Here is a 24,058-nt window from a genome sequence, read left to right as displayed (position 1 = left end):
GGCGAGAGCGGGCAGGACAGACCCCCCGGCTGTCCGCCCGCTCTCTCCCCCGTGGTTCCCCCGTTGGTCCCCGGCCCTGGCTGCGGGCCGTCGTTGCCGCCTGCGGCGGCGAGCGCCCTGCGGGCGCGTCCTCAATCGCCGGCCAGGCCTAGGCCACCAGCTCGCCGAAGGACTCGACGGCGCCACGGCCGGAGCCGATGACCTCGTCCTCGCGCAGCCGGCGCAGCGAGCGCCAGATGCTGCTCTTGACCGTGCCGACGCTGATGTCCAGGATGTCCGCGATCTCCGGGTCGGTGCGGCCTTCGTAGTAGCGCAGCACCAGCATCGTGCGCTGGAGTTCGGGCAGCCGGGCCAGCGCCTGCCAGAGCACGGCGCGCAGTTCGGTGCCGCGCATCGCGTCCTGGTCGCCCACCGTCTCCGGCAGCTCCTCCGTCGGGTACTCGTTGAGCTTGCGCCGACGCCAGGCGCTGATGTGCAGATTGGTCATGGTGCGGCGCAGATAGCCGCCCACCGCCGCCTTGTCGGCGATCCGGTCCCAGGCGCGGTAGGTGGAGAACAGCGCGCTCTGGAGCAGGTCCTCCGCCTCGTAGCGGTCACCGGTCAGGTGATAGGCGGTCGCGTACAGGGAGGCGCGGCGCTCCTGGACGTAGGCGGTGAACTCCGCCTCCGTCCGGGACTCGGCCCTGGGTTCCCCCGAACCCCCGGGCTTTTCCCCCGTGCCCCGGCCGGCCTCCCCGTACACGCTCGCGTCGATGGCCGCCAGGTACATGGCCTGCGACCGTCCACGTCCGGTGCCGCGGGCGCACCCCCGTCCGCCCACGGCACCGGACTTCTCCGAACCCCGCCCGGCGTCGTGCAGGCGCGTGCGAATGACTGCGCTGGTCGTGGTGCTGTGCAGTGTGTTCATCTCGCGCCCCCCGTCGGTGGAGCCAGCTCGGTCCGATTGCGTCCGAGCCCTGGTACCGCTCGGTGAAACCAAAGCCTGCCGGGCCAGTTTCATCGCGCTGTCCCCCGACTGTCACAGCCCTGCAACAGGGCACGGAGCACTCCGGACACACTTCGGCCGCACTCCGGACGACGCCGTCTGTCGAACTGAGGGCCACTCTTAGGCCAGAATGACCACCGTGCCTTTCCTGTTGCTGATCGAGGACGACGACGCCATCCGCACGGCCCTCGAGTTCTCCCTGTCCCGCCAAGGTCACCGAGTGGTGACCGCGGCGACCGGCGAGGACGGCCTGAAGCTGCTGCGCGAGCAGCGGCCGGATCTGATCGTGCTGGACGTCATGCTGCCCGGGATCGACGGTTTCGAGGTCTGCCGCCGGATCCGGCGCACCGACCAGCTGCCGATCATTCTGCTGACCGCGCGCAACGACGACATCGACGTCGTGGTCGGTCTGGAGTCCGGGGCGGACGACTACGTGGTCAAGCCCGTGCAGGGCCGGGTGCTCGACGCCCGGATCCGCGCGGTGCTGCGCCGCGGCGAACGGGAGTCCAACGACTCGGCGTCGTTCGGCTCGCTGGTCATCGACCGCTCCGCGATGACCGTCACCAAGAACGGCGAGGATCTGCAACTCACCCCGACCGAGCTGCGGCTGCTGCTGGAGCTCAGCCGGCGGCCGGGGCAGGCGCTGTCCCGGCAGCAGCTGCTGCGGCTGGTCTGGGAGCACGACTACCTCGGCGACTCGCGGCTGGTCGACGCCTGTGTGCAGCGGCTGCGCGCCAAGGTCGAGGACGTTCCGTCCTCCCCGACCCTGATCCGTACGGTCCGCGGGGTCGGCTACCGCCTGGACACCCCGCAGTGATCACTTCGAACCGCCACAACAGCACAAAGAGCGCACCGTGAATCAAGAGCCCGGTCGGGTACGGGGCTGGGCGGCGGCGAAGCGGGTCGTGCAGCTCAGCATGCGGTGGGTGAGCCTCCGGCTGCGGCTGATGCTCGTCTTCGCGCTGGTCGCGCTGGCCGCGGCGGTGTCCGCGTCCGCCATCGCGTACTGGCTCAACCGCGACGCGGTCCTCACCCGCACCCAGAACGCCGCCCTGGACGACTTCCGCAAGTCCCTCCAGGACAACACGGGTTCGCTGCCGCTGACCCCGACCTGCCCGGAGCTGCAGGAGGCCGCGGACCGGATGGCCGCCACCTCGCAGAAGTACGAGGTGCTGCTGATCGACAAGGTCACCGGCGGCGGCAGTTGCGCGGCGCCCTCGGACCGGGACCTGTTCACGCTCGAGGTCGTGCCCGAGTCGCTGCGCAAGGCCGTGAACCGCGAGCGGCCGGTCACCGAGTCGAACCGCTACCCGTACCACCTGTACTGGCAGCGGATCACGCTCGACGGCAAGCCCTATCTCGTCGGCGGCGCCAAGGTGATCGGCGGCGGGCCCACCGGCTATCTGCTGAAGTCCCTGGACAACGAGCGGGCGGACCTCAATTCCCTCGCCTGGTCCCTGGGCATCGCCACCGGTCTGGCCCTGATCGGCTCGGCCCTGCTCGCCCAGGCCGCCGCCTCGACGGTGCTGCGGCCCGTGCAGCGGCTCGGTGACGCGGCGCGGCGGCTCGGCGAGGGCAAGCTCGACACCCGGCTCCAGGTGTCGGGCACGGACGAGCTGGCCGATCTGTCGCGGACGTTCAACAGGACGGCGGAGTCGCTGGAGAAGCGCGTCGAGGAGCTGAGCGCCCGGGAGGCCGCGAGCCGGCGCTTCGTCGCCGACATGTCGCACGAGCTGCGGACCCCGCTCACGGCGATCACCGCGGTGACCGAGGTGCTGGAGGACGAGGCGGAGAACCTCGACCCGATGATCGCGCCGGCGGTGCAGCTCGTGGTGAGCGAGACCAGGCGGCTGAACGACCTGGTGGAGAATCTGATGGAGGTCACCCGCTTCGACGCGGGCACCGCCCGGCTGGTGCTGGACGACGTGGACGTCGCGGACCAGGTCACCGCCTGCATCGACGCCCGTGCCTGGCTGGACGCGGTCGAGCTGGACGCCGAGCGCGGCATCATGGCGCTGCTCGACCCGCGCCGCCTGGACGTGATCCTCGCCAACCTCATCGGCAACGCCCTCAAGCACGGCGGCTCGCCGGTGCGGGTGGCCGTGCGGACCGCGGACGACTCCCTGGTGATCGAGGTGCGCGACCACGGCCCCGGCATCCCCGAGGACGTCCTGCCGCACGTCTTCGACCGCTTCTACAAGGCGAGCGCGTCCCGCCCCCGCTCCGAGGGCAGCGGCCTGGGGCTGTCCATCGCCCTGGAGAACGCCCATATCCACGGCGGCGAGATCACCGCCGCCAACTCGCCCGACGGCGGCGCCGTCTTCACCCTCACCCTCCCCCGGGGCACGGCCACGGAGAGTGAGCCGGACGACGGGGACGGCAGCGGGGCGGACGGCGACGGGGACGGCTCGTCGCCGGGTACGGCTGAGGGGAACGCGCGATGAGGACCGTGACCGCGAGGACCGCGGCCCGGGCCGCCACCCGGGCACTCGCCCTGACGCTCGGGGCGGGCGCCCTGGCCGGGTGCGGGATCCGGGGCACAGCCGTGCCGGTGGACGCCGGCAGCGCGCCCTCACGGGCGACGTGTGTCGTGCGCTCCGGCGCGCAGAGCCTGCCGCCCGCGGGCAGCGTCGCGATGTCCGCGCAGCTCGTGTGCGGCTCGCAGCTGCTGCCGGTGTCCCGGGTCATGCCGCTGCCCGAGAAGACGCCCGAGGACGCCCTGACGGTCGCCCAGGCGCTCCTTGAGGAGCTGCGACGGGCTCCTTCGTCCACGGAGGCCGCCGCCGGGTTCTCCACGGACGTCCCGCTGCGGCTGTCCGTCAGCGGGCCGCGCAAGGACGATCCGGCCGGGACGCTGCGGCTGAGCCGCGCCCCGGAGGAGCTGCCGCCGCTCGCGGTGGCGCAGCTCGTGTGCACGTTCGCGGGCACCGCGGCGACGGGCGGCAAGGCCGCGGTCGTCCTCGGCGGGCCGGGCGACGAGGCGCCCAAGCGCTTCGTCTGCACCGACGAGGTCCGCACCCGGCCGGAGACCGTGCGGGGCACCGCCGTCCGAGGGGGCGCGGCGGCGTAGCGCCGGGGTGTTGACGCTCCGTTGCCGACCGGCGGAACCGCGCGGGGCGCGCGCCGCGTCCTGTGGGGCGTGCAGGGTCATGGTTACGGCGGTACGACCGCCCTCCGATACCGCTACCGCGTCGCGGGCTGCGTCCTTCTGGCCGTCCACCTTCTCGTCGTCGGCTGGCTGGCCCTGCGCCCGCTGACCGCGCCGTGGGTGACCGCCGCGCAGGTCGAGCCGCTGGCCACCATCCGCGCCGACCTGGCGCTGGCGCCGTGGGACGCGGCCCGGGCGATCGGCGCGATGGTGCTGACGTTCGCGCCGCTGGGCGTGCTGCTGCCGTGGGCCCGCGGCCGGCTGGCGGTGTCGTCGCTGGGGTCGCTGACCCGCACGGTGTTCACCAGCGCGATGATCGCGCTGGTGCTCCAGGTGGTGCAGAGCGGCGTCGTGGGCCAGGTGCTCAACGCGGACGCGTTGTTGCTGAACGTGACGGGCGTGGCCCTCGCGCATCTGGCGGTGGTCCCGGCCCTCCGGGCCCGGCTCCGTCGCGGGGGTGAGGTGCGGCCCCGCAAAGCCCTCCGCCGGGATGAGGTGACTCAGGGTATGACCCCGACGATCCCCAGGGTCGGTATCGCCCCTTAGAGTGACGCTTTGCCCGGGGCGCGGTCGTAGCGTGGAGTCATCAGGGAAACCCCCGCGGCCGCCGCGTCACCATCGCGTCGCCGCACCGACGACGAGGAGTCGCCACCATGTCCGCTCCGCTGGTCCGCCCCCGGAACAACAGGATGATCGCCGGTGTCTGCGCGGGTCTGGCACAGCGCTTCGGCGTCTCCCGGACGACGATGCGGGTGATCTTCCTGGTCTCGTGCCTGCTTCCCGGCCCGCAGTTCGTGCTCTATCTGGCGCTGTGGCTGCTGCTGCCGAGCGAGAAGGCGCACAGCGAGGCCACCGCGTGGTGACCTACGGTCTGTTCCTTGGATCGTCGCCGATGGCCGTCCGTGCCGCCTGCGGCGGCGGGCGCCCTGCGGGCGCGTCCTCAAACGCCGGACAGGCTGATTCCGGCTGAGCTCAGCCGATTCCAGCCCGCTGGGCGCCTCCCGGACATCCCACAGCGTTCTCACACGCACGGCGGGCCGCGCACCCCTTACGGGGGCGCGGCCCGCTCGTCGCGCGCTACGGGCCTCAGCCGGTGAGGCCGCCGACCGGGAGGCCCTTGGTGGGCAGCTTGCCGGCGAGGGCGCCGGGCTGCAGGCCGCCGAGCAGACCGCCGTTGCCCTTGGTGTCGGTCGGCAGGAGGTGGGGGGCCGCCGCGGTGTCGACGGCCTTGGCGGCGCTCGTCACGACACCGGTGGCGATGGCCCGGTTCACGGCGGAGACGACCGGGCCCCCGGCCGGAGCCAGATTGGCGACCTGCTCGACGGGGAGGCCCGCCATGGTGCCCTGGGCGGTGGTGCTGACCGACTCGAGAGTTCCGGCGGTACCGGCCGCGGAGGCGGTGCCCGCCGCCGTGACGGCGAAGGCGGCACCGACGGCGGCGACGCCGAGCGTCTTGATGGTTCCCTGCTTCATCAGAAATCTGTCCTCGTGACGGGGGGATTTTGAGCGGCACTGCAACCTAGTCACGAGTCCGGGGAGCCCGCAAACAATGACACGGCCGGGACATTGAAGTCCCGGCCGTTTTCACTGTATTCGACGCTGATGGACCGTCAGCCCTCGGTGGAGTCGGAATTGCTGGTCACAGCGGTCGCGGCGGCCGTCTGGCGGAACAGCCACTCCGACCGCAGCTCCGCGTAACCCGGCTTGATCACGTCATTGATCATGGCCAGACGTTCATCGAATGGGATGAACGCGGACTTCATCGCGTTGACGGTGAACCACTGCATGTCGTCGAGGGAATAGCCGAACGCCTTGACCAGGTGCTCGAATTCGACGCTCATGCTGGTGCCGCTCATCAGACGATTATCCGTATTCACCGTCAGACGGAAATGCAACTTCCGCAGAAGACCGATCGGATGGTCCTCGTACGAGCTCGCGGCGGCGGTCTGGAGGTTCGAGGTCGGGCACATCTCCAGCGGAATGCGCTTGTCCCGGACGTACGACGCCAGCCGGCCGAGCGTGACCGTGCCGTCCTCGGCGACCTGGATGTCGTCGATGATGCGCACGCCGTGGCCGAGCCGGTCGGCGCCGCACCACTGCAGGGCCTGCCAGATGGACGGCAGACCGAAGGCCTCGCCCGCGTGGATCGTGAAGTGGTTGTTCTCGCGCTTGAGGTACTCGAACGCGTCCAGGTGACGGGTGGGCGGGAAGCCCGCCTCCGCGCCCGCGATGTCGAAGCCGGCCACGCCGCTGTCGCGGTAGCGGTTGGCGAGTTCGGCGATCTCCAGCGCACGGGCGGCGTGCCGCATGGCGGTGAGCAGCGCGCCGACGCGGATGCGGTGACCGTTGGCCTTGGCCCGGCGCTCGCCCTCGCGGAAGCCCTCGTTCACGGCCTCGACGACCTCTTCGAGGGTGAGCCCGCGCTCCAGGTGCTGCTCGGGGGCGTAGCGCACCTCGGCGTAGACGACACCGTCCTCGGCCAGGTCCTCGGCGCACTCGGCGGCCACCCGGAACAGGGCCTCGCGGGTCTGCATGACGGCACAGGTGTGCGCGAACGTCTCCAGATAGCGCTCCAGCGAACCGGAGTCGGCCGCCTCCCGGAACCAGACGCCCAGCTTGTCCGGGTCGGTCTCGGGGAGGTTGGTGTAGCCGATCTCGCGAGCGAGATCGACGACGGTGCCGGGGCGCAGGCCGCCGTCCAGGTGGTCGTGGAGCAGCACCTTGGGCGCGCGCCGGATCTGATCGGGGGTGGGCTGTGAGGTGGTCTCGCTCGTCATCTCGGCACTCTAGCCCCTACGCGCGTAGATGGCGGCGAACGATACGGAAAGGTGACCCGTCGGCGGGGTGGACACCACCCGGCCTTCTGCCATGGTTTCTGCCATGGCTCAGCAAGCGTTGCCGCAGCGGGACCCGGAGAGAACGGTCCGCCTCGGAAAACCGCTCGGTGCCGGGCACACCGTGCACGGTGTGGCCCTACTGCTCCCCGGCGGCCGGGCCGCCGGGACCCGGCGCCCCTCCCCCCTGACGCTCGCCGCGCAGCGCCCGCTGGCTCGCCGGCTGACCCGGGCGGGTGAGACGGAGGGACTGGTCACCCATGTGGTGCGCTACCGCTACCGCGGCTGGAACGGCGCCGCGGCCCACCCGGTGCGGGACGCGGAGTGGGCCGCGGACGAGGTCGTGCGGCGCTACGGCGACGTGCCGGTCGTCCTGATCGGTACGGGCATGGGGGCGCGCGCCGCGTTGTGCGCCGCCGGGCACACGGCGGTGACGTCGGTGCTGGCGCTCTCCCCCTGGCTGCCGGAGCCCGAGGCGGTCATCGACCCCGACCCCGTCCGGCAGCTCAGCGGCCGCACGGTGCTGCTCGTCCACGGCACCGACGACCAGCGCACCGACCCCGACCTCTCCTACCGGCTCGCCGAGCGGGCCAAGAAGGTCAACCGCGACACCTGCCGGTTCGAGGTCCACTCCGACGGTCACGACCTGCGGCAGCACCGGTCCGAAGTGCTGGCGCTCGCGGCGGACTTCGTACGGGGTGCGCTGTTCGGCCACCACTACGCCCGGCCGCTGGCCGACGCGCTGGCGGCGCCGCCGCCGCTGGGTTTGCGCATGCCGTTGGCCTGCGGCTTCGGGGAGTCTTTGGGGCACTGAGCGTCGTGGGTCCGCAAAGACCGGACGGGCCTGTTGTCCTACGTCCTCAAGCGCCGGACGGGCTGGATTTCCAGCCCGTCCGGCGCTTGAGGACCGGGGTCCGGGGCGGAGCCCCGAAGGCCGTCAACCGTGCAGCAACTGCCCGCGCCGTGACAGCAGGAACTTCTTGAAGGCCGCCACGGGCGGGGTGTCGGGATGCCCGTCGAGCCAGGCCACACCGATCTCGCGGAACGCGCGCGGGGCGGTGACGGTCAGCTCCACGACCCCGGGGCGGGGGACGGCCGGGGGTGGCAGCAGCGCGACGCCGAGGCCCGCGGCCACCAGGCCGCGGAGCGTCTCGGCCTCCTCGCCCTCGAAGGCGACCTTCGGGGTGAAGCCCGCCTCGGCACAGACCGCGTCGGTGATCCGGCGCAGCCCGTAGCCCGGTTCGAGGGTGACGAAGAGTTCGGCGGCGGCCTCGGCGAGCCGGACGCGCTTGCGGGCGGCCAGCGGGTGGTCCTCGGGGACGACGAGCCGGAGCTTCTGCTCGTCGAGGCGGCGGGCGACCAGATCGGGGGCATCGGGCACGGGCGAGGTCAGACACAGATCGAGGTCGCCGGTGCGCAGGCGTTCGAGCATGGCCTCGCCGTAGTTCTGCACGAGCTGGAACCGTACGCGCGGGTGATCGACGCGGAAGGCGCGGATGAGACCGGGGACGGTCTCGGGGCCGAGGGTGTGCAGAAAGCCGAAGGCGACCTTGCCGGCCGCCGGGTCGGCATCGGCCCGTACGGACTCGGCGGCGCGGTCGACCTCCGACAGGGCACGCTCGACGGAGACGAGGAAGGTGCGGCCGGCGGCAGTGAGGGAGACGGTGCGGCCGTGCCGGGCGAACAGGGCGACGCCCAGGTCGTGTTCGAGGCGGGCCATCGCGCGGCTGAGGGTGGACTGCGGCATGGCCAGCTGCTGCGCGGCCCGGGTGACGTGCTCGTGGCGGGCGACGGCCACGAACTGCGCGAGGCGCGGGGTGAGGGTGACCGCCCAGGAATCCACCTCGATGTCAGGTGTGTCGGGTGTTACCGGGATGTCAAAATTCTTGGTAACTCTCGTGTTGCCACTTGGTGACAGAGCCCTGGCTGACCTGCGCTGATGCTGCATGGGAACGATTATCGCGATTTTGTGCATTGGACGCATGAGCGGTGCGTGCATACGGTCGGTACATGCCTCCTGCGGATACCGGGGCATCCGACGTGATCACGCGTCCGGATGCCTCTGCCTCGTCGTCCCCGACTCCTGTCTCTCCCTCCTCGCCCTGCGACACCAAGCTGGCTCCCGGCGGGCCCGGCTACCGCCGGATGAGCTTCGCGCTCTTCGCCGCCGGTGTCGCCACCTTCGCGCTCCTCTACTCCACGCAGGCCCTCCTGCCCGCGATCTCCGCCGACCTCGGGGTGACGCCGGATCAGGCGAGCTGGACCGTGTCCGCCGCGACGGGCGCGCTCGCCGTCGCCGTCGTCCCGCTGAGCGCACTCTCCGAGCGCTTCGGGCGCCGCGCGATGATGACGGCCGCGCTCTGTGTGGCCGCGTTCGTGTCGCTGCTCGTGCCGTTCGCCCCGGACCTCGGCTGGCTGATCGCGCTGCGCGCCGTGCAGGGCGTGGCGCTGGCCGGACTGCCCGCCTCGGCGATGGCGTTCCTGGCGGAGGAGGTGCGGCCGAAGGCGCTGGTCGGTGCGATCGGGCTGTTCGTCGCGGGCAACGCCATCGGTGGCATGTCCGGACGGATCGTCACCGGCTGGGTGGCCCAGGCCTGGGGCTGGCGGGCCGGGCTCGCCGCGGTCGGGCTGATGGCCATGGTGTGCGCGGTCGTCTTCCGGCTGCTGATCCCGAAGGCCCGGCACTTCACGCCGGCCAACGTCTCGCCGCGCGCCCTGGCCCGTACGGTCGGCGGTCACCTCTCCGATCCGCTGCTGCGCCGGCTGTACGCGATCGGCGCGCTGTTCATGACCGTCTTCGGCGCGGTCTACACGGTCATCGGCTACCGGCTGGTCGAGGCGCCGTTCTCGCTGCCGCAGGGTGTCGTCGGTTCGATCTTCCTGGTCTATCTGGTCGGTACCGTCTCCTCGGCGGCGGCCGGAAAGCTCGTCGGCCGGCTGGGCCGCCGGGGTGCGCTGTATCTGGCGGTGGGCACGACGACGGCCGGACTGCTGCTGTCCCTGTCCGAGTCGCTGGGGGCCGTACTGCTCGGCCTGGTCCTCATCACGGCGGGTTTCTTCGCGGGCCACGCGGTGGCCTCGTCCTCGGTGAGCCGCGCGGCCAAGACGGGCCGGGCGCAGGCGTCGGCGCTCTATCAGACGGCGTACTACCTGGGCAGCTCGCTGGGCGGCACGGTGGGCGCCCTCGCCTACAACTGGGGCGGCTGGGACGGCACGGTGGTGCTGGGTCTGGTGGCCATGGTGAGCGCGGCGTCCATCACCCTCTACGCCACGCGTAAGGCTCTCGCCGAGCAGCGGATGATCGTGGCGGCCCGCCGCTGAGGCCTCAAATGCCGGACGGGCTTGATGTGGCTGAGCTCAGCCACATCAAGCCCGTCCGGGCAACCGACGGCGGTTACGCGATGCGGTCCAGCACGATCGGGTTCGCGGTGAACTCCGTGCCGGCCGGGGCGTAGTCCGCGGCGCCTTCCAGGGCCTGGAGGGCGTAGTCGAACTTCTCCGGCGTGTCGGTGTGCAGGGTCATCAGCGGCTGGCCCGCCGTGACCGTGTCGCCCGGCTTGGCGTGCAGCTCGATGCCCGCACCGAACTGGACCGGGTCCTCCTTGCGCGCGCGGCCGGCGCCCAGGCGCCAGGCGGAGACGCCGACGGCGTAGGCGTCGAGCTTGGTGAGGACACCGGACTCGGCGGCCGTCACGACGTGCTGCTCGCGGGCGACCGGCAGGGCCGCGTCCGGGTCGCCGCCCTGCGCGATGATCATGCGACGCCAGTGATCCATCGCGGAGCCGTCCGCGAGGGCCTTGGCCGGATCGGCGTCGGGCAGACCGGCCGCGACGAGCATCTCGCGGGCCAGTGCGACGGTCAGCTCGACGACATCGGCCGGGCCGCCGCCCGCGAGGACCTCGACGGACTCGCGGACCTCGAGGGCGTTGCCCGCGGTCAGGCCGAGCGGGGTCGACATGTCGGTGAGCAGCGCGACGGTCTTCACCCCGTGGTCCGTGCCCAGGCCCACCATGGTGGAGGCCAGCTCACGGGCGTCGGCGAGGTTCTTCATGAAGGCGCCGGAGCCGACCTTGACGTCCAGGACGAGCGAGCCCGTACCCTCGGCGATCTTCTTCGACATGATGGACGAGGCGATCAGCGGGATCGCCTCGACCGTGCCGGTCACGTCGCGCAGCGCGTAGAGCTTCTTGTCGGCGGGGGCGAGGCCGTCGCCCGCCGCGCAGATGACGGAGCCGACGTTGCGCAGGACGTCCATCATCTCGTCATTGGAGAGCAGCGCGCGCCAGCCGGGGATGGACTCCAGCTTGTCGAGCGTGCCACCGGTGTGGCCGAGGCCGCGGCCGGAAAGCTGCGGCACGGCCGCGCCGCAGGCGGCGACGAGCGGGGCCAGCGGCAGGGTGATCTTGTCGCCGACGCCGCCGGTGGAGTGCTTGTCCGAGGTCGGGACGGGCAGCGAGGAGAAGTCCATGCGCTCGCCCGATTTGATCATCGCGGCGGTCCAGCGGGCGATCTCCGCGCGGTCCATGCCGTTGAGCAGGATCGCCATCGCGAGCGAGGACATCTGCTCGTCGGCGACCTCGCCGCGGGTGTACGCGTCGATGACCCAGTCGATCTGCGCGTCGGTCAGTCGGCCGCGGTCACGCTTGGTGCGGATAACGGAAATGGCGTCCATCAGCACATTTTCCTTAAGGTTCGTGCGTCCTCAGTCTTCCCGGGGCCGGAAAGTGACCCGGACGGGCTGAACATCAGCCCGTCCGGCGCTTGAGGACATCTTTATCGATTCAGGTCGGAGGGCCCAAACGCGTCCGGCAGCAGCTCCGCGAGCGGGCGGACCCCCTTGGCGGTGTCCACGGCCAGCTCCGGGCCGCCGTGCTCCCACAGGAGCTGACGGCAACGGCCGCACGGCATGAGGATGTTGCCGTGCCGGTCGCAGCAGGTGAACGCGGTGAGCCTGCCGCCACCCGAGGAAATGAGAGCGGAGATCATGCCGCACTCGGCGCAGAGGGTCACGCCGTAGGCGGCGTTCTCCACGTTGCAGCCGGTGACGGTGCGCCCGTCGTCGACGAGGGCCGCCGAGCCGACGGGGAAACCGGAGTACGGAGCGTAGGCCCGGGACATCGCGTCCCGGGCCTGCGTCCGCAGGTTCTCCCAGTCGATGGGAGAGGTCACTTTCCTTCACCCTTCCGGTAGGGCTTGCCGTTGGCCTTCGGCATTCGCAGGCGTTGCGCGGAGAAGGACAGCACGAGCAGCGTGGCGACGTACGGGGTGGCGTCGACGAGCTCCAGCGGCACGGTCTTGGTCATCGTGTACCAGACGATGAGCGCCACACCGAAGGCCGCGCTGACGATCGCGGGCCGGGTCTTGCCGGCCCGCAGCCGCCAGGCGGCGAAGCCGATCAGCAGCACCGCGACGAGCAGCAGCAGCGCGTGGACGGTCGGGCCGCCGGAGCGCAGCTGGAGGCTGTCCATGAAGCCGAACAGACCCGCGCTCATCGCGACGCCGCCCGGCCGCCAGTTGCCGGAGATCATCGTGGCGAGACCGATGTAGCCGCGGCCGCCGGTCTGGCCGTCGGAGTACATGTGCGTGCCGATGGCGAGGAACGCGCCACCGAGGCCCGCGAGACCGCCGGAGACGACCACGGCCGCGTACTTGTACTTGTAGACGTTGACGCCGAGGGACTCGGCCGCCACCGGGCTCTCACCGCAGGACCGCAGGCGCAGACCGAAGGAGGAGCGCCACAGCACGAAGAACGTGAGGACGAACAGGCCGCCCGCGACGATCGTCAGCCAGGACACGTCGGTGACCAGGCCGTCGACGATGCCCGCGAGGTCGGAGACGAAGAACCAGTCCTTCTTCTCGACCGTGTTCAGCCAGTCGGAGAGACCGGGGATCGAGAAGTGCGGCATGTTGTCCATGACCGGCGACTGTTTGTCGTTGCCGCCCGCCTGCTGGGCCTCGCTGCCCTCCGCGCCGAACCAGAGCTTGGCGAGGTACTGCGTGACGCCGAGCGCCAGGATGTTGATCGCCACACCGGAGATGATGTGGTCCACGCCGAAGGTGACGGTGGCCAGCGCGTGCACGAGGCCGCCGAGCGCGCCGCCGAGGATGCCGGCGGCCGCCGCGGCCCAGGGGCCGTGCTGCCAGCCGATCCAGCCGGCGCTGAAGGTGCCGAGCATCATCATGCCTTCGAGGCCGATGTTGACGACGCCCGCGCGCTCGGCCCACAGACCGCCGAGGCCCGCGAGGCCGATCGGCACGGCAGCGCCGAGGGCGCCGCTGAACTGGCCGGAGGAGGTCAGATCCTCCGCGCCGGTGATCATCCGCAGTACGGAGAGCACCAGCAGCCCGCCCGCGATGAGCAGCAGGATCACGGGGTAGGAGAGCTTGCGCCGCTCGCCCTTGTTCTTGCCGGACAGGCCCTTGGCAAGCGCGTCGGTGAAAGTCGTACTCACGCGGAAACCTCCGCCTTGTCGCTCTTGGCCTGGGCGGCGAGCTCCTCGCCGACCTTGCGCTGCTGCATCTTGAGGCCGTACCGGCGCACGACCTCGTACGCGATGACGACGCACAGGACGATGACGCCCTGGATCACTCCGACGATCTCCTGCGCGTAGCCCTCGAACTCGAGCTGCGTGCCGGTGCGGTCCAGGAAGCCCCAGAGCAGGGCGCCGAGCGCCATGCCGATGGGGTGGTTACGGCCCAGCAGCGCGATGGCGATGCCGGTGAAGCCGATGCCGGTGGGGAAGTCGGTGCCGTAGTTGTACGAGACGCCGAGCAGGGTCGGCATGCCGACGAGGCCGGCCATCGCGCCGGAGAGCACCATCGAGGTGATCACCATGCGCTTGACGTTGACGCCGCTGGCCTGCGCCGCGGACTCGGAGCGGCCGACCGTGCGCAGGTCGAAGCCGAACCGGGTGCGGTTCAGACCGAACCAGTAGACGACGCCCGCGAGGGCCGCGATCACGACGAAGCCGTAGATCGGCTTGGGCATGGTCGGGATCTCGAAGAAGTGGGCCGAGTCGGGCAGGTAGGGCGTGTGGATCAGGTTGCCCTCCTTCTCCGCGAGCCGCCCGTCCTGGAGCAGATAGCCGATCAGCGAGGCGCCGATGGCGTTCAGCATGATGGTGCTGATCACCTCGCTGACACCGCGGGTGGTCTTCAGCAGACCGGCGATACCGGCCCAGATCGCACCCACGATCATCGCGACGAGGATCATGACCGGGATCTGGATGATGCCCGGCAGCGCCATCGCGCCACCGACGACGGCGGCGAAGAAAGCCGCGATGCGGTACTGCCCGTCGACGCCGATGTTGAAGAGGTTCATCCGGAAGCCGATGGCGACGGCCAGCGCGGCCAGGTAGTACGGAGTCGCCTTGTTGACGATCCAGACCTGGCTGTCGCTCTTCGACCCGAAGTCGACCATGACCTGGTAGGCGTGGAACGGGTCCTTGCCGGTGGAGACGATGATCAGCGAGGTGATCACCAGCGCGGCCACGATCGCGAGGACCGGGGCGGCGAAGCCCAGGACGATCTTGTCCTTGTCGAACTTCTTGGTGAGGCTCATGCGGAATCGCCCCCTTCCCGCTGTGTGTCGTTGCTGTCGGCGGCGGTGTCGGTCGCGGCGTCCCCGCCGTCCTCGACGTGCTCAAGGTGGCCGGTTGCGGCGCCGGTCATGGCCGAGCCCAACTCCTCCGGGGTGATGGTGGCCGGGTCCGCGTCGGCGACCAGACGGCCGCGGAACATGACCCGCAGGGTGTCGGAGAGCCCGATGAGCTCGTCCAGGTCGGCGGAGATCAGCAGCACCGCCAGGCCCTCGCGGCGCGCCTCGCGGATCTGGTCCCAGATCTGCGCCTGCGCGCCGACGTCCACGCCCCGGGTGGGGTGCGCGGCGATGAGGAGCTTCGGCTGGTGGCTCATCTCGCGGCCGACGATCAGCTTCTGCTGGTTGCCGCCGGACAGCGAGGCCGCGGTGACCTCGATACCGGGGGTGCGCACGTCGTACTCGCGGACGATCCGCTCGGTGTCGGTGCGGGCGGCCTTGTTGTCCAGGAGCCCGCCCTTGCTGTTGGGCTTCTCCGTGACGTGGCCGAGGATACGGTTCTCCCACAGCGGGGCCTCGAGGAGCAGGCCGTGCCGGTGGCGGTCCTCGGGGATGTAGCCGATGCCGCCCTCGCGCCGCTTGCGGGTCGGGGCCTTGGTGATGTCGGCGCCGTCGAGGGTCACGACGCCCTCGCTCGGGGTCCGCATGCCCATGATGGCCTCGACCAGTTCGGCCTGGCCGTTGCCCTCCACACCCGCGAGGCCGAGGACTTCGCCCTTGTGGATGGTGAAGGTGATGCCGTCGAGCACCGCGCGGACGACACCGTCGGGGTCGGTGGCGGACAACCGCAGCCCCTCGACGTTCAGCATCGGCGTGTCGGTGACCGTCGACTCCCGGGTCTCGGGCGAGGGCAGCTCGCTGCCGACCATCAGCTCCGCGAGCTGCTTGGGGGTGGTCTCACTCGGGGCCACGGAGGCGACGGTGGTGCCGCGCCGGATGACGGTGATGTCGTCGGCGACGGAGAGCACCTCGCCGAGCTTGTGCGAGATGAAGATGACGGTCAGGCCCTCGGCCTTGAGCTCGCGCAGGTTGTCGAACAGGGCGTCGACCTCCTGGGGCACCAGGACGGCGGTCGGCTCGTCGAGGATCAGCGTGCGCGCACCGCGGTAGAGGACCTTGAGGATCTCCACCCGCTGGCGGTCGGCGACGCCGAGGTCCTCGACGAGGACGTCGGGACGCACGCCCAGGCCGTACGCGTCGGAGATCTCCTTGATCTTCGCGCGGGCCTTGTCACCGATGCCGTGCAGCTTCTCGGCGCCGAGGACCACGTTCTCCAGGACGGTGAGGTAGTCGGCGAGCATGAAGTGCTGGTGCACCATGCCGATACCGCGCGCGATGGCGTCACCGGGGCTGTGCAGGCTGACCTGCTCGCCGTCGAGCGTGATGGTGCCCTCGTCCGGCTTCTGCATGCCGTAGAGGATCTTCATCAGGGTCGACTTGCCGGCGCCGTTCTCACCACAGAGGGCGTGGACGGTGCCGCGGCGGACGGACAGGTGGATGTCGTGGTTGGCCACGACACCCGGGAACCGCTTGGTGATGCCCGCGAGTTCTACGGCGGGGGCGGTACCAGCGGGTGCGGTACTACTGGACGCTTTGATGGCGCACTCTCCTCGGGGAAGGGAGCGGGGAAGCCTGGTCGGCAGGACGGGGCTACCGGAAGATCTCCGGTTGAGCGGGGGCGAGGCTACCGCGTTCAACGCCGCGCTACGCGCGTAGCGTTGGCTCGCATCGCGGGCCCGGCACGAGAAGAACGCTTCTCGTGCCGGGCCCCATGACCTACTGGACCGGTCGAAACCGGTCATGGATCACGGAGAGGTCTTGACCTTGACCGAACCGTCCGCGATCTTCTTCTTCGCCTCTTCGATCTTGGCCTTGATGTCGTCGATGTGACCACCGGAGGTGGCCAGCGAGACGCCGCCGTCCTTGAGCAGGTAGGCGTGCGGGCCGGTCAGCGGCTTGCCGTCCTTGACGCTCTTGGCCAGGTCGAACACCGCGACGTCGACGTTCTTGACGACCGAGGTGAGGATCGAGTCCTTGTACTTGGCGAGACCCGGCTGCTGGTACGCGTCGGAGTCGACGCCGATCGCCCAGGCACCCTTCTGGCCCGCGACGGCTTCGATCGAGCCGTTGCCGGAGAGGCCGGCCGCGGTGTAGATCACGTCGATGCCCGAGTCGAGCATGCCCTTGGCCTTGTCCTTGGCGGCCGCCGGGTCGTTGAAGCCCTTGTCGTTGTTCGGGTACAGGTACTGCGAGGTGACCTCGATCTTCGGGTCGGCCGCCTTGGCACCCTGCTCGAAGCCCGCCTGGAACTTCTGGATCAGTGCGTTGTTCACACCGCCGATGAAGCCGACCTTGTGGGTCTTGGACTTCAGCGCCGCGGCGACACCCGCGAGGTAGGAACCCTCGTGCTCACCGAAGGTGATGCTCTCGACATTGTCGCCCTTGGCAACCGAGTCGACGACGGCGAAGGTCGTCTTCGGGAAGTCCTTGGCGACCTTCTCGATGGACTTCGAGTAGTTGAAGCCCACGCCGATGACCGGGTTGTAACCCGCCTCGGCGAGGGAGTTCAGCCGCTGCTCGCGCTCGGCCTCGGTCTCGCCGTTCTTGGCGGTCAGCATGCGGGCACCGACGCCCAGCTCCTTCTCCGCCTTGTCCACGCCACGGGCGGCGGACTCGTTGAAGGAGTGGTCGTCACGGCCGCCGACGTCGAACGCGAGGCCGATGCCCTTGTCCTTGCTGCCACCCGACTCCGTCGAGGACTCGCCACAGGCGGTGAGAGAGAATGCGAGAGCCGCGGTAGCAAAACCCGCGACAGTGATTGTGGATACCCGGCGCACGAGGGGCCCCTTCACTCGAAGCGCCTCCGTCGGCGCTGGTTCGCGGGAATCGTAACGCGCGTAGATGGAGATAAAAGGGGTGCTTCAAAGCCGTTATCGGATCGTCGCGAACCTGTCTTGACCCGAATGGCTACATTCGCCCTCCATCCAGCAATGCGGCGGCGGTGAACAGTTCCACGGCGACCTGGATCGCGCCCTCGTCCACGTCGAAATCACCGCAATGCAGGTCACGGCGGGTCGTATCGCCGACGGGACGCACTCCGAGCCGGGCCATCGCCCCCGGCACGCGCTCCAGGTACCAGGAGAAGTCCTCGCCGCCCAGGCTCTGCTCGGTGTCCTCGATCGCGAAGGTGCCCCGCCGGGCCGTCATGGCCCGCCGCAGCAGGCCCGTGACCTCGGCGTCGTTGACCACCGGGGGCACGCCCCGGACGTAATTGATCTCCGACTTGGCGCGGTGCATCGTGGCGACCTCGTCGATCGCGGCGTGCACCAGGTCGGGGGCGTCCCGCCAGGCGTTCAGATCCAGGCAGCGAACAGTTCCGGACAGCTCCGCGTGCTGCGGGATGACGTTGCAGGCGTGTCCCGCCTCCATCCGTCCCCAGGTGACGGCCAGGCCCGAACGGGCGTCCACCCGGCGGGCGAGCAGGGCGGGCACGTCGGTGGCGACCCGAGCGGCGGCCGTGACCAGGTCGGTGGTGAAGTGCGGCCGGGCGGTGTGGCCGCCGGGGCCGTCCAGCGAGACCTCCAGCCGGTCGCACGCGGAGGTGATCGGGCCAGCCCGCAGCCCGAGCCGGCCGACCTCGACCTTGGGGTCGCAGTGCACGGCGATGATCCGGCCCACCCCGTCCAGCGCCCCGAACTCGATCGCGTCGAGCGCGCCACCGGGCAGCACTTCCTCGGCGGGCTGGAAGATCAGCCGTACCGGGCGCGGCAGCAGGGCCCGCTCCGCCAGCTCGGCGAGGACGAGACCGGCGCCGAGGACGGCGGTGGTGTGCACGTCGTGACCACAGGCGTGCGCCATCTTGGGGACGGTCGAGCGGTACGGGACCGTCTTGGTGTCCGGGATGGGCAGTGCGTCGAGATCCGCGCGGAGCGCGAGCATCGGCCGCCCGGCGCCGGCCCACGCCCCGGTGCCGGTGTCGATGTCCGGGCCGATGTCACAGATGAGCCCGGTGCCCATGGTCAGCGTGCGGGGTCTGAGCCCCGCTTTCTCCAGCCGCGCCTTGACCGCCGCCGTGGTACGGAACTCGCGGTTCCCCAGCTCGGGGTGCATATGCAAGTCCCGGCGGAAGTTGATGAGTTCGGCGCGCAGCCCCGAGGGCAGCGCGCCGGGCAGATCGCCATCGGCGGTGTCGGGCTCGGCTTCGCAAGGCATCAGATGGTTCACCCTGCGAAGGGTAGAGCCCCGAATGGGGCAACTGCCGCCCGATCAAGAAAAGTTCAGCCGCATGGATGGGTTCCCTATGGGGTATGACCCGTATTTACGGCCTGCGTCGTTGAAAGAGGGGCATACGGCAGCCTGCGCACATCGCGGGCCGTGTCGGTGACGCCGGAGAGGAAGCCCTCGGCGCGCGGCGAGGCGGTGTCCGTGAGCCACGCGGGGTCGATGTCGCAGACCACGACGGTGACGCCGGTGCCGGCGAGGGCGAGCGGCAGGGTGTGCACCACGGTCGAGGGGAAGCTCAGCACCGTGCGCCCGATGGGGCCGCGGCGCGCGATCAGTTCCAGCGGCAGTTCGGGCCGTACCACCTCCAGGCCGAGCCGGGCGCCGATGCGGTGCAGCTTGTCGGTGTGCTCGCGGCGGTGTGCGAAGTAGCGGGTGGCGCCGTGGGTGCGGGCCAGCGCGGCGACGGCCTCCAGATAGGCCTCCGCGTCCACGACACCGGTCTCGACGAGGGACGTTCCGACCAGGTCCGTGCCGCGGGTGAGCCGGGGCGGGCCGAACGTGGCCCGGGTCCAGGCGAAGTCGTTGGCCGTGACGGTCACCCCGGCGGGTGCCTCGACGGGCATCGAGGTGAACACCTCGACGCTTCGGCGGGTGTTCGGGGTCAGTTTCCGGCGCGCGGAAGCAGACACAGGCGCGAAGACGACATCGCGCGCCCCCCGGCCGCCGCGCCGGTGCCAGCGCACGAGGCGTTCACCGCGCGCGAGTTGGGAGACGAACTCCATGGTCGCCGTGCCGTCGTCCACCACGACCAGCTCCCGGGCCCGCGTGATCATCAACAGCAGCTGGACGTACCGCGAGAACGGATCGCCGATGACGACGCGACGCGCCTTGCGCAGCGCCCCGGCGAGCCCCCCGATCGTGTGCGCGGGCGCCCCGGGGCCGCCCCGTGCCTCCTCCCAGCGGACCCGGTACCCCTGCTCCCGGGCCAGTTCGGCCATCCGGCGCAGCTGTCCCCGGGTCATGGGGTCGTGCGGCGCGAGGACGACGAGGAGCAGACCGTCGGCGTCGTCCGGGAGGGGCGGCGTCGACTCGCCGGGGTGCCGCCCTGAGCTCTGGCGCGGTACGCCGTCGCACAGCGGGCTGTGGTCCGGGCGGGCCGCACCCGTGTGGTGGTGGGCCCATTCGAGGACGTTCAGCAGCTGGACCGGGCTCTCGACGAAGGCCAGCGTCGGTGCCGTGACCCGCTCGGCGGCGGGCCCGCGCCCCCGGAAGCGGCCGGGCGAGGCGGCCGGGGCCGCCTCCGGGGGTGGGCCGGGGACCGGCCCTTCGGAAGGGGTCACCGTGGTGGCCGTCAGACCGCTACGGGCTTGCGGTCACCGGACCCGGCGGCCTCGGCGACGACGCCCGGCACCCGGCGCAGCTTCTTCATCGGACCGAGCTCGCTCTCGTACACCTTCTTGACGCCGTCGCCCAGCGACTCCTCGACCACCCGGATGTCGCGCACGAGCCGCTGGAGCCCGCCGGGCTCGACGGACGCGGCCTGGTCGGAGCCCCACATGGCCCGGTCGAGCGTGATGTGGCGCTCGACGAAACCGGCGCCGAGGGCGACGGCGGCCAGGGTGGTCTGCAGGCCCGTCTCGTGGCCGGAGTAGCCGATCGGCACGTTGGGGTACTCGGCCTGGAGGGTGTTGATCACCCGGAGGTTGAGCTCCTCCGCCTTGGCGGGGTAGGTGGAGGTGGCGTGGCAGAGCACGATGTTCTCGCTGCCGAGCACCTCGACGGCGTGCCGGATCTGCTGCGGGGTGGACATCCCGGTGGACAGGATGACGGTCCGGCCGGTGGCGCGCAGGGTGCGCAGCAGCTCGTCGTCGGTGAGCGACGCGGAGGCGACCTTGTGGGCCGGGACGTCGAACTTCTCCAGGAAGGCCACGGCCTCGGTGTCCCACGGGGAGGCGAACCAGGCGATGCCGCGGCGCTCGCAGTGCTCGGAGATCCTGCGGTACTCCTCCTCGCCGAACTCGACGCGGTGGCGGTAGTCGATGTAGGTCATGCGCCCCCACGGGGTGTCGCGCTCGATGTCCCACTGGTCGCGCGGGGTGCAGATGTCGGGGGTGCGCTTCTGGAACTTGACGGCGTCGCAGCCGGCGTCGGCGGCGGCGTCGATGAGGGCGAAGGCCTTCTCCAGGTCGCCGTTGTGGTTGATGCCGATCTCACCGGTGATGTAGACGGGGTGGCCGGGGCCGACCGCCTTGTCGCCGAGGATGCGGGTGTTCCGGACGGTGCCGGTGGACAGCGTGGGGCTCATGGAGGCCGTTTTCCTTCGGGTTTCGGGTGAGTGTGCGGGATTCGGTGAAACGGTCAGAGGGACGGGCCGAGGAGCCAGGAGGCGATCTCGCGGACGGCGCCGTGGCCGCCGGGTGCGGAGGTGACGGCGCGGGCGGCGCCGCGTACGACGTCGTGCGCGTCGGCGACCGCGACGGGCCAGCCGACGAGGTCGAAGCAGGGCAGGTCGTTGACGTCGTTGCCGACGTAGAGCACGCGTTCGGGTGCGACGGCGTGTTCCTCGCACCACTGCTTGAGCGCGAGGTCCTTGCGGTCGATGCCGTGCAGCACGGGCACCCGCAGCTTGCGGCCCCGCGCGGCGACGACCGCGTTCACCTCGGTGGACAGGACGAGCAGGGCCAGCCCCGCCTTCCGCAGGGCGGCGACGCCGAGTCCGTCGCCGCGGTGCACGGCGACGAGTTCGCGCCCGTCGGAGTCGATCAGCACCCGGTCGTCGGTCTGGGTGCCGTCGAAGTCGAGGACGACCGCGTCGATGTCGTCGCGGGTGGGCAGCGCGCCGGTCCCGGGGGTGTCGAGCAGCGGGGCGAGCGCGCGGGCCCGCGCGAGATCGTGCGGGTCGTCGATCTCCAGCACGCGGGCGGTGTCGGTCCGCACGAGCTCGGTCCGCCCGAAGAACCGGTGCCCGGCCCTGCGGAACCCGTCCGCGCGCATGGCGTACGCGGCACCGGTCTCCAGCAGGTCCTGGGGGCGGTCCTGACGGCGGGGGCGGTGGGACTTGTCGTGGTTGACGCCGTGGCCTCCGGCGGCGGGGGGCGTGGATTGCGTGGCCGCGGGCCGCGACGGGGCGCGGAGGGCCCGGGCGGTGGCCGGGACAGGTGTGGGTCCGCCGGCGTCCGCCGATGCCGGGACACGCCCGTCGGCAGACGCGGGCACCACGGCGAGCTCATCCCCCGGCACCGGCCCGGCGCCGCCCCGCGCGTCCGTGGCTGCCTCCTGCCCGGCGGGCCGATCGCCCCGCGCGAGCGGAACCGCGGCTGTGAAGCCGTCCTCCTCCCGCCACACGAAGCCGTGGAAGGGGGCCACCGTCAGCGCGCTGTCGGCGCCCTGTTCGAGTACCGCGGCGGCCACGCCGTCGATGTCCTCGCCGGTGAGGAAAGGGCTGGTGCACTGGACCAGCAGGACCGTGCCGACCCGGGTGCCGTGCATGGCCTCGTACGCGTCCATCGCGTGCAGCACCGCCGCCTCGCTCGTCGCGGTGTCGCCCGCGATCACGGCGGGGCGCTGCACCACGACCGCGCCCGCGCCGCGCGCGGTGGCCGCGATGGCTGCGTCGTCGGTGGACACCACGACATCGGTGACCAGGCGGGCCGCCCGGCAGGCCCGTACCGCGCGGGCGACGAGCGGGACGCCGCCGACCGCGGCGAGGTTCTTGGCGGGCACGCCCTTGGACCCCCCGCGGGCGGGGATGACGGCCAGCACGGCGGCGGGTCCGGACGGGGCGGCGGACATGACGGTCTCCTTGCGGTCGCGGGGTGTTCCGGCCCTCACAGCTCCCCCAGCCGGCGGATGGCGGGGGCGACGCGCTGGACGCCGTGGCGGTACGCGCCGCGCGCCGCCTCGCGCACCGCGCGCCGCACGGCGCTCGGCTCGCCGGGCTCCCGGGCGGCGCCGGGCAGCGGCCGGCCCTGCGGGTCGAGGCCGTGGCGGGCGAGGATGGCGGGCAGATAGTGAGGGGCGGTCTCGGTCGTGTAGTACGGGGCGAGCGGGGGCAGCGTGTCCGCCGCGACCAGCTCCGTGATCCGTCGCCGCGCCGCATCGAAGGCGGTGGCGTACGAGCCGTCCGCGGCGACGCCCTGGCGGGCGGTCCACGCCGGGTCGGCCACCGGCAGGTGCCCGGCGTCGAGTTGGTCCCAGGAGGCGAGGCAGCCGGAGCCGAGGAAGTGGTGGTTGCCGAGCGGTTCGCGGATGCCGAGGTCGGTGAGGACGGCGGTCGGGATGCCCCGGTGGAGGGATTCCAGGGCGGCCGTGGAGCTGACGGTCACGAGCAGGTCGGTCCGGTCGAGGACCTCGCCCATGTGCCCGTAGACCAGGCGGCAGTTGGGCGGCAGCCCGCCCGGCAGCTTGGCCGCCAGCTTCTGGTACGGGAGTTCCTCGATGTGCGTGGTGTGCTCACCGGGCTTGCTGCGCAGCTTGATGAGCACCTCCCGGCCGGGGTGCCGCCGGGCGTGCCGGACGGCGCGGCGCAGCAGGTACGTGCGGTCGGCCCGGTTGTCGGGGACGGAGGGCTGGGCGGCGAACACCACGGTGCGGGGTTCCTCCGAGGCGGCCTCGGCCGCGTACCGTGCGCCGCCGAGGAACGGCAGCGCGCACTCCGTGACGCTCTCCCCCGAGACGCCGACGCCCGCGTACACCTCGCGGAACCGCTCCGCGTCATGGCGGGAGTTGGCAAGCACCACGTCCGCGCCGTGCCGCAACAGCAGTCCGTCGGCGAGCTTCTCGTAGACGACGCCCACGTACCCGGTGGCGACGACCGGCCGCGCTGCGGCGCCGTCCCAGGCCCGGCCCAGGCCGTGCAGCATGGCCTGGACTGCGCCGCCGACGCAGGCCAGTACGGTGAGGTCGTACCGCGTGCGGTCGATCGCCCGGACGAACTCGGTCCCCGTGACCTCGCGCAGGGCGTCCGCCCGCACGCCGACCTCGGCGAGCTGCCGGACGGTCGGCGTGGCGCGCCCGCGCAGCAGATAGCCGTCGAGCCGGGCGGCGTCCGGGGCGAGGCGGTGCGCGGTGAGGGCACCCCATTTCCACCGGGTGTCGGAATCGGCGAGCACGGCGACGCGCGGCGGGGATTCGGTTCGTTGTGGCACGTGGCCGACGATAGGAATCCATTCCGTTTCGTTGCCCAACGCGAGTTCAACAACCGGTAAACAGCACACCGCCGGACGGCGAATCGACTGGCGTCCGTGGCGGGTTCACCATTCCGCCGTTCT

The 24,058-nt window shown here is 71.4% G+C and carries 22 protein-coding genes; 7 read left to right on the top strand and 15 right to left on the bottom strand.

Translation table 11 applies throughout. The annotated features are described in order from the left end of the window. Positions 1-148: 148 nt before the first annotated feature. Entirely contained in the window at positions 149-907 is a 759-nt protein-coding gene (locus AB8O64_RS22650; RefSeq protein WP_356457917.1) for a SigE family RNA polymerase sigma factor, read from the bottom strand. 217 nt (positions 908-1,124) lie between these two features. Here AB8O64_RS22650 and afsQ1 point away from each other — a divergent pair, with 217 nt between their 5' ends. The 5 genes from afsQ1 (at position 1,125) to AB8O64_RS22625 (ending at position 4,996) form a co-directional block, all read left to right on the top strand. Next, complete coding sequence (afsQ1, locus tag AB8O64_RS22645) at positions 1,125-1,802, top strand: response regulator transcription factor (RefSeq protein ID WP_207303965.1); 678 nt, start codon at positions 1,125-1,127, stop codon at positions 1,800-1,802. Positions 1,803-1,902: 100 nt separating this feature from the next. Further along, positions 1,903-3,429 carry a HAMP domain-containing sensor histidine kinase gene (locus AB8O64_RS22640; protein WP_356457942.1) on the top strand — a complete coding sequence of 509 codons (1,527 nt, stop codon included), beginning with the start codon at positions 1,903-1,905 and terminating at the stop codon, positions 3,427-3,429. Further along, positions 3,426-4,055: a hypothetical protein gene (locus AB8O64_RS22635; protein ID WP_370420999.1), complete on the top strand. Its 630-nt coding sequence runs from the start codon at positions 3,426-3,428 to the stop codon at positions 4,053-4,055. Before AB8O64_RS22640 ends, AB8O64_RS22635 begins: the two co-directional genes overlap by 4 nt. Before the next feature lie 69 nt (positions 4,056-4,124). Continuing rightward, positions 4,125-4,679 (top strand): VanZ family protein, encoded by a 555-nt coding sequence (locus tag AB8O64_RS22630; RefSeq protein WP_370423935.1) that lies wholly within the window; start codon positions 4,125-4,127, stop codon positions 4,677-4,679. A gap of 107 nt (positions 4,680-4,786) precedes the next feature. Next, positions 4,787-4,996 (top strand): PspC domain-containing protein, encoded by a 210-nt coding sequence (locus AB8O64_RS22625; protein ID WP_130879562.1) that lies wholly within the window; start codon positions 4,787-4,789, stop codon positions 4,994-4,996. Positions 4,997-5,219: 223 nt separating this feature from the next. Here AB8O64_RS22625 and AB8O64_RS22620 read toward each other — a convergent pair whose 3' ends face one another. Both AB8O64_RS22620 and AB8O64_RS22615 read right to left on the bottom strand, forming a co-directional pair. Further along, on the bottom strand, positions 5,220-5,606 hold the full coding sequence (locus AB8O64_RS22620) for an ATP-binding protein (RefSeq protein ID WP_370420998.1): 387 nt from the start codon (positions 5,604-5,606) through the stop codon (positions 5,220-5,222). 137 nt (positions 5,607-5,743) lie between these two features. After that, positions 5,744-6,910, bottom strand: coding sequence for an adenosine deaminase (locus tag AB8O64_RS22615; protein ID WP_370420996.1), 1,167 nt, complete (start codon positions 6,908-6,910; stop codon positions 5,744-5,746). Positions 6,911-7,013: 103 nt separating this feature from the next. On the opposite strand from AB8O64_RS22615, the gene AB8O64_RS22610 reads away from it, so the two are divergent. Next, entirely contained in the window at positions 7,014-7,781 is a 768-nt protein-coding gene (locus AB8O64_RS22610; protein ID WP_370420994.1) for an alpha/beta hydrolase, read from the top strand. A 123-nt stretch (positions 7,782-7,904) separates the two neighbouring features. On the opposite strand, the gene AB8O64_RS22605 is transcribed toward AB8O64_RS22610, so the two are convergent. Beyond that, on the bottom strand, positions 7,905-8,915 hold the full coding sequence (locus AB8O64_RS22605) for a LysR substrate-binding domain-containing protein (RefSeq protein WP_370420993.1): 1,011 nt from the start codon (positions 8,913-8,915) through the stop codon (positions 7,905-7,907). Between the two features lie 62 nt (positions 8,916-8,977). Between AB8O64_RS22605 and AB8O64_RS22600 the strand changes: the two genes are divergently transcribed. After that, positions 8,978-10,288 carry an MFS transporter gene (locus tag AB8O64_RS22600; RefSeq protein WP_370420992.1) on the top strand — a complete coding sequence of 437 codons (1,311 nt, stop codon included), beginning with the start codon at positions 8,978-8,980 and terminating at the stop codon, positions 10,286-10,288. 73 nt (positions 10,289-10,361) lie between these two features. Here the strand turns inward: AB8O64_RS22600 and AB8O64_RS22595 are convergent, their stop codons facing one another. The 11 genes from AB8O64_RS22595 to AB8O64_RS22545 all read right to left on the bottom strand — a co-directional run bounded on the left by AB8O64_RS22595 (position 10,362) and on the right by AB8O64_RS22545 (position 23,899). Further along, a complete protein-coding gene (locus AB8O64_RS22595) occupies positions 10,362-11,639 on the bottom strand; it encodes a thymidine phosphorylase (protein ID WP_370420991.1) in 1,278 nt (425 codons plus the stop codon). Between the two features lie 101 nt (positions 11,640-11,740). After that, positions 11,741-12,085 (bottom strand): cytidine deaminase, encoded by a 345-nt coding sequence (locus tag AB8O64_RS22590; RefSeq protein ID WP_370423934.1) that lies wholly within the window; start codon positions 12,083-12,085, stop codon positions 11,741-11,743. A 47-nt stretch (positions 12,086-12,132) separates the two neighbouring features. After that, on the bottom strand, positions 12,133-13,419 hold the full coding sequence (locus tag AB8O64_RS22585; protein WP_356453419.1) for an ABC transporter permease: 1,287 nt from the start codon (positions 13,417-13,419) through the stop codon (positions 12,133-12,135). Next, the gene (locus AB8O64_RS22580; protein WP_130879554.1) at positions 13,416-14,528 is read right to left on the bottom strand and encodes an ABC transporter permease; all 1,113 of its coding nucleotides are present in this window, start codon (positions 14,526-14,528) and stop codon (positions 13,416-13,418) included. Before AB8O64_RS22580 ends, AB8O64_RS22585 begins: the two co-directional genes overlap by 4 nt. Then, a complete protein-coding gene (locus AB8O64_RS22575) occupies positions 14,525-16,162 on the bottom strand; it encodes an ABC transporter ATP-binding protein (RefSeq protein ID WP_356453505.1) in 1,638 nt (545 codons plus the stop codon). Before AB8O64_RS22575 ends, AB8O64_RS22580 begins: the two co-directional genes overlap by 4 nt. Before the next feature lie 207 nt (positions 16,163-16,369). After that, positions 16,370-17,401, bottom strand: a complete 1,032-nt coding sequence (locus tag AB8O64_RS22570) for a BMP family ABC transporter substrate-binding protein (RefSeq protein ID WP_365377018.1) — start codon at positions 17,399-17,401, stop codon at positions 16,370-16,372. A 130-nt stretch (positions 17,402-17,531) separates the two neighbouring features. Beyond that, on the bottom strand, positions 17,532-18,776 hold the full coding sequence (locus tag AB8O64_RS22565; RefSeq protein WP_356453506.1) for an amidohydrolase: 1,245 nt from the start codon (positions 18,774-18,776) through the stop codon (positions 17,532-17,534). An 86-nt stretch (positions 18,777-18,862) separates the two neighbouring features. After that, positions 18,863-20,014: a hypothetical protein gene (locus AB8O64_RS22560; protein ID WP_370423932.1), complete on the bottom strand. Its 1,152-nt coding sequence runs from the start codon at positions 20,012-20,014 to the stop codon at positions 18,863-18,865. 125 nt (positions 20,015-20,139) lie between these two features. Then, a complete protein-coding gene (locus AB8O64_RS22555) occupies positions 20,140-21,093 on the bottom strand; it encodes an N-acetylneuraminate synthase family protein (protein ID WP_356453421.1) in 954 nt (317 codons plus the stop codon). 53 nt (positions 21,094-21,146) lie between these two features. Next, positions 21,147-22,580: a cytidylyltransferase domain-containing protein gene (locus tag AB8O64_RS22550; RefSeq protein ID WP_370420988.1), complete on the bottom strand. Its 1,434-nt coding sequence runs from the start codon at positions 22,578-22,580 to the stop codon at positions 21,147-21,149. Between the two features lie 35 nt (positions 22,581-22,615). Then, positions 22,616-23,899, bottom strand: a complete 1,284-nt coding sequence (locus AB8O64_RS22545) for a DUF6716 putative glycosyltransferase (RefSeq protein ID WP_370423931.1) — start codon at positions 23,897-23,899, stop codon at positions 22,616-22,618. Between the last annotated feature and the right edge of the window lie 159 nt (positions 23,900-24,058).

It is taken from the genome of Streptomyces sp. QH1-20 (genome assembly GCF_041283565.1).
Lineage (GTDB): Bacteria > Actinomycetota > Actinomycetes > Streptomycetales > Streptomycetaceae > Streptomyces > Streptomyces syringius.
The sequence above is the reverse complement of the archived record's forward strand: the minus strand, read 5'-3'. Positions and strand labels throughout refer to the sequence as shown.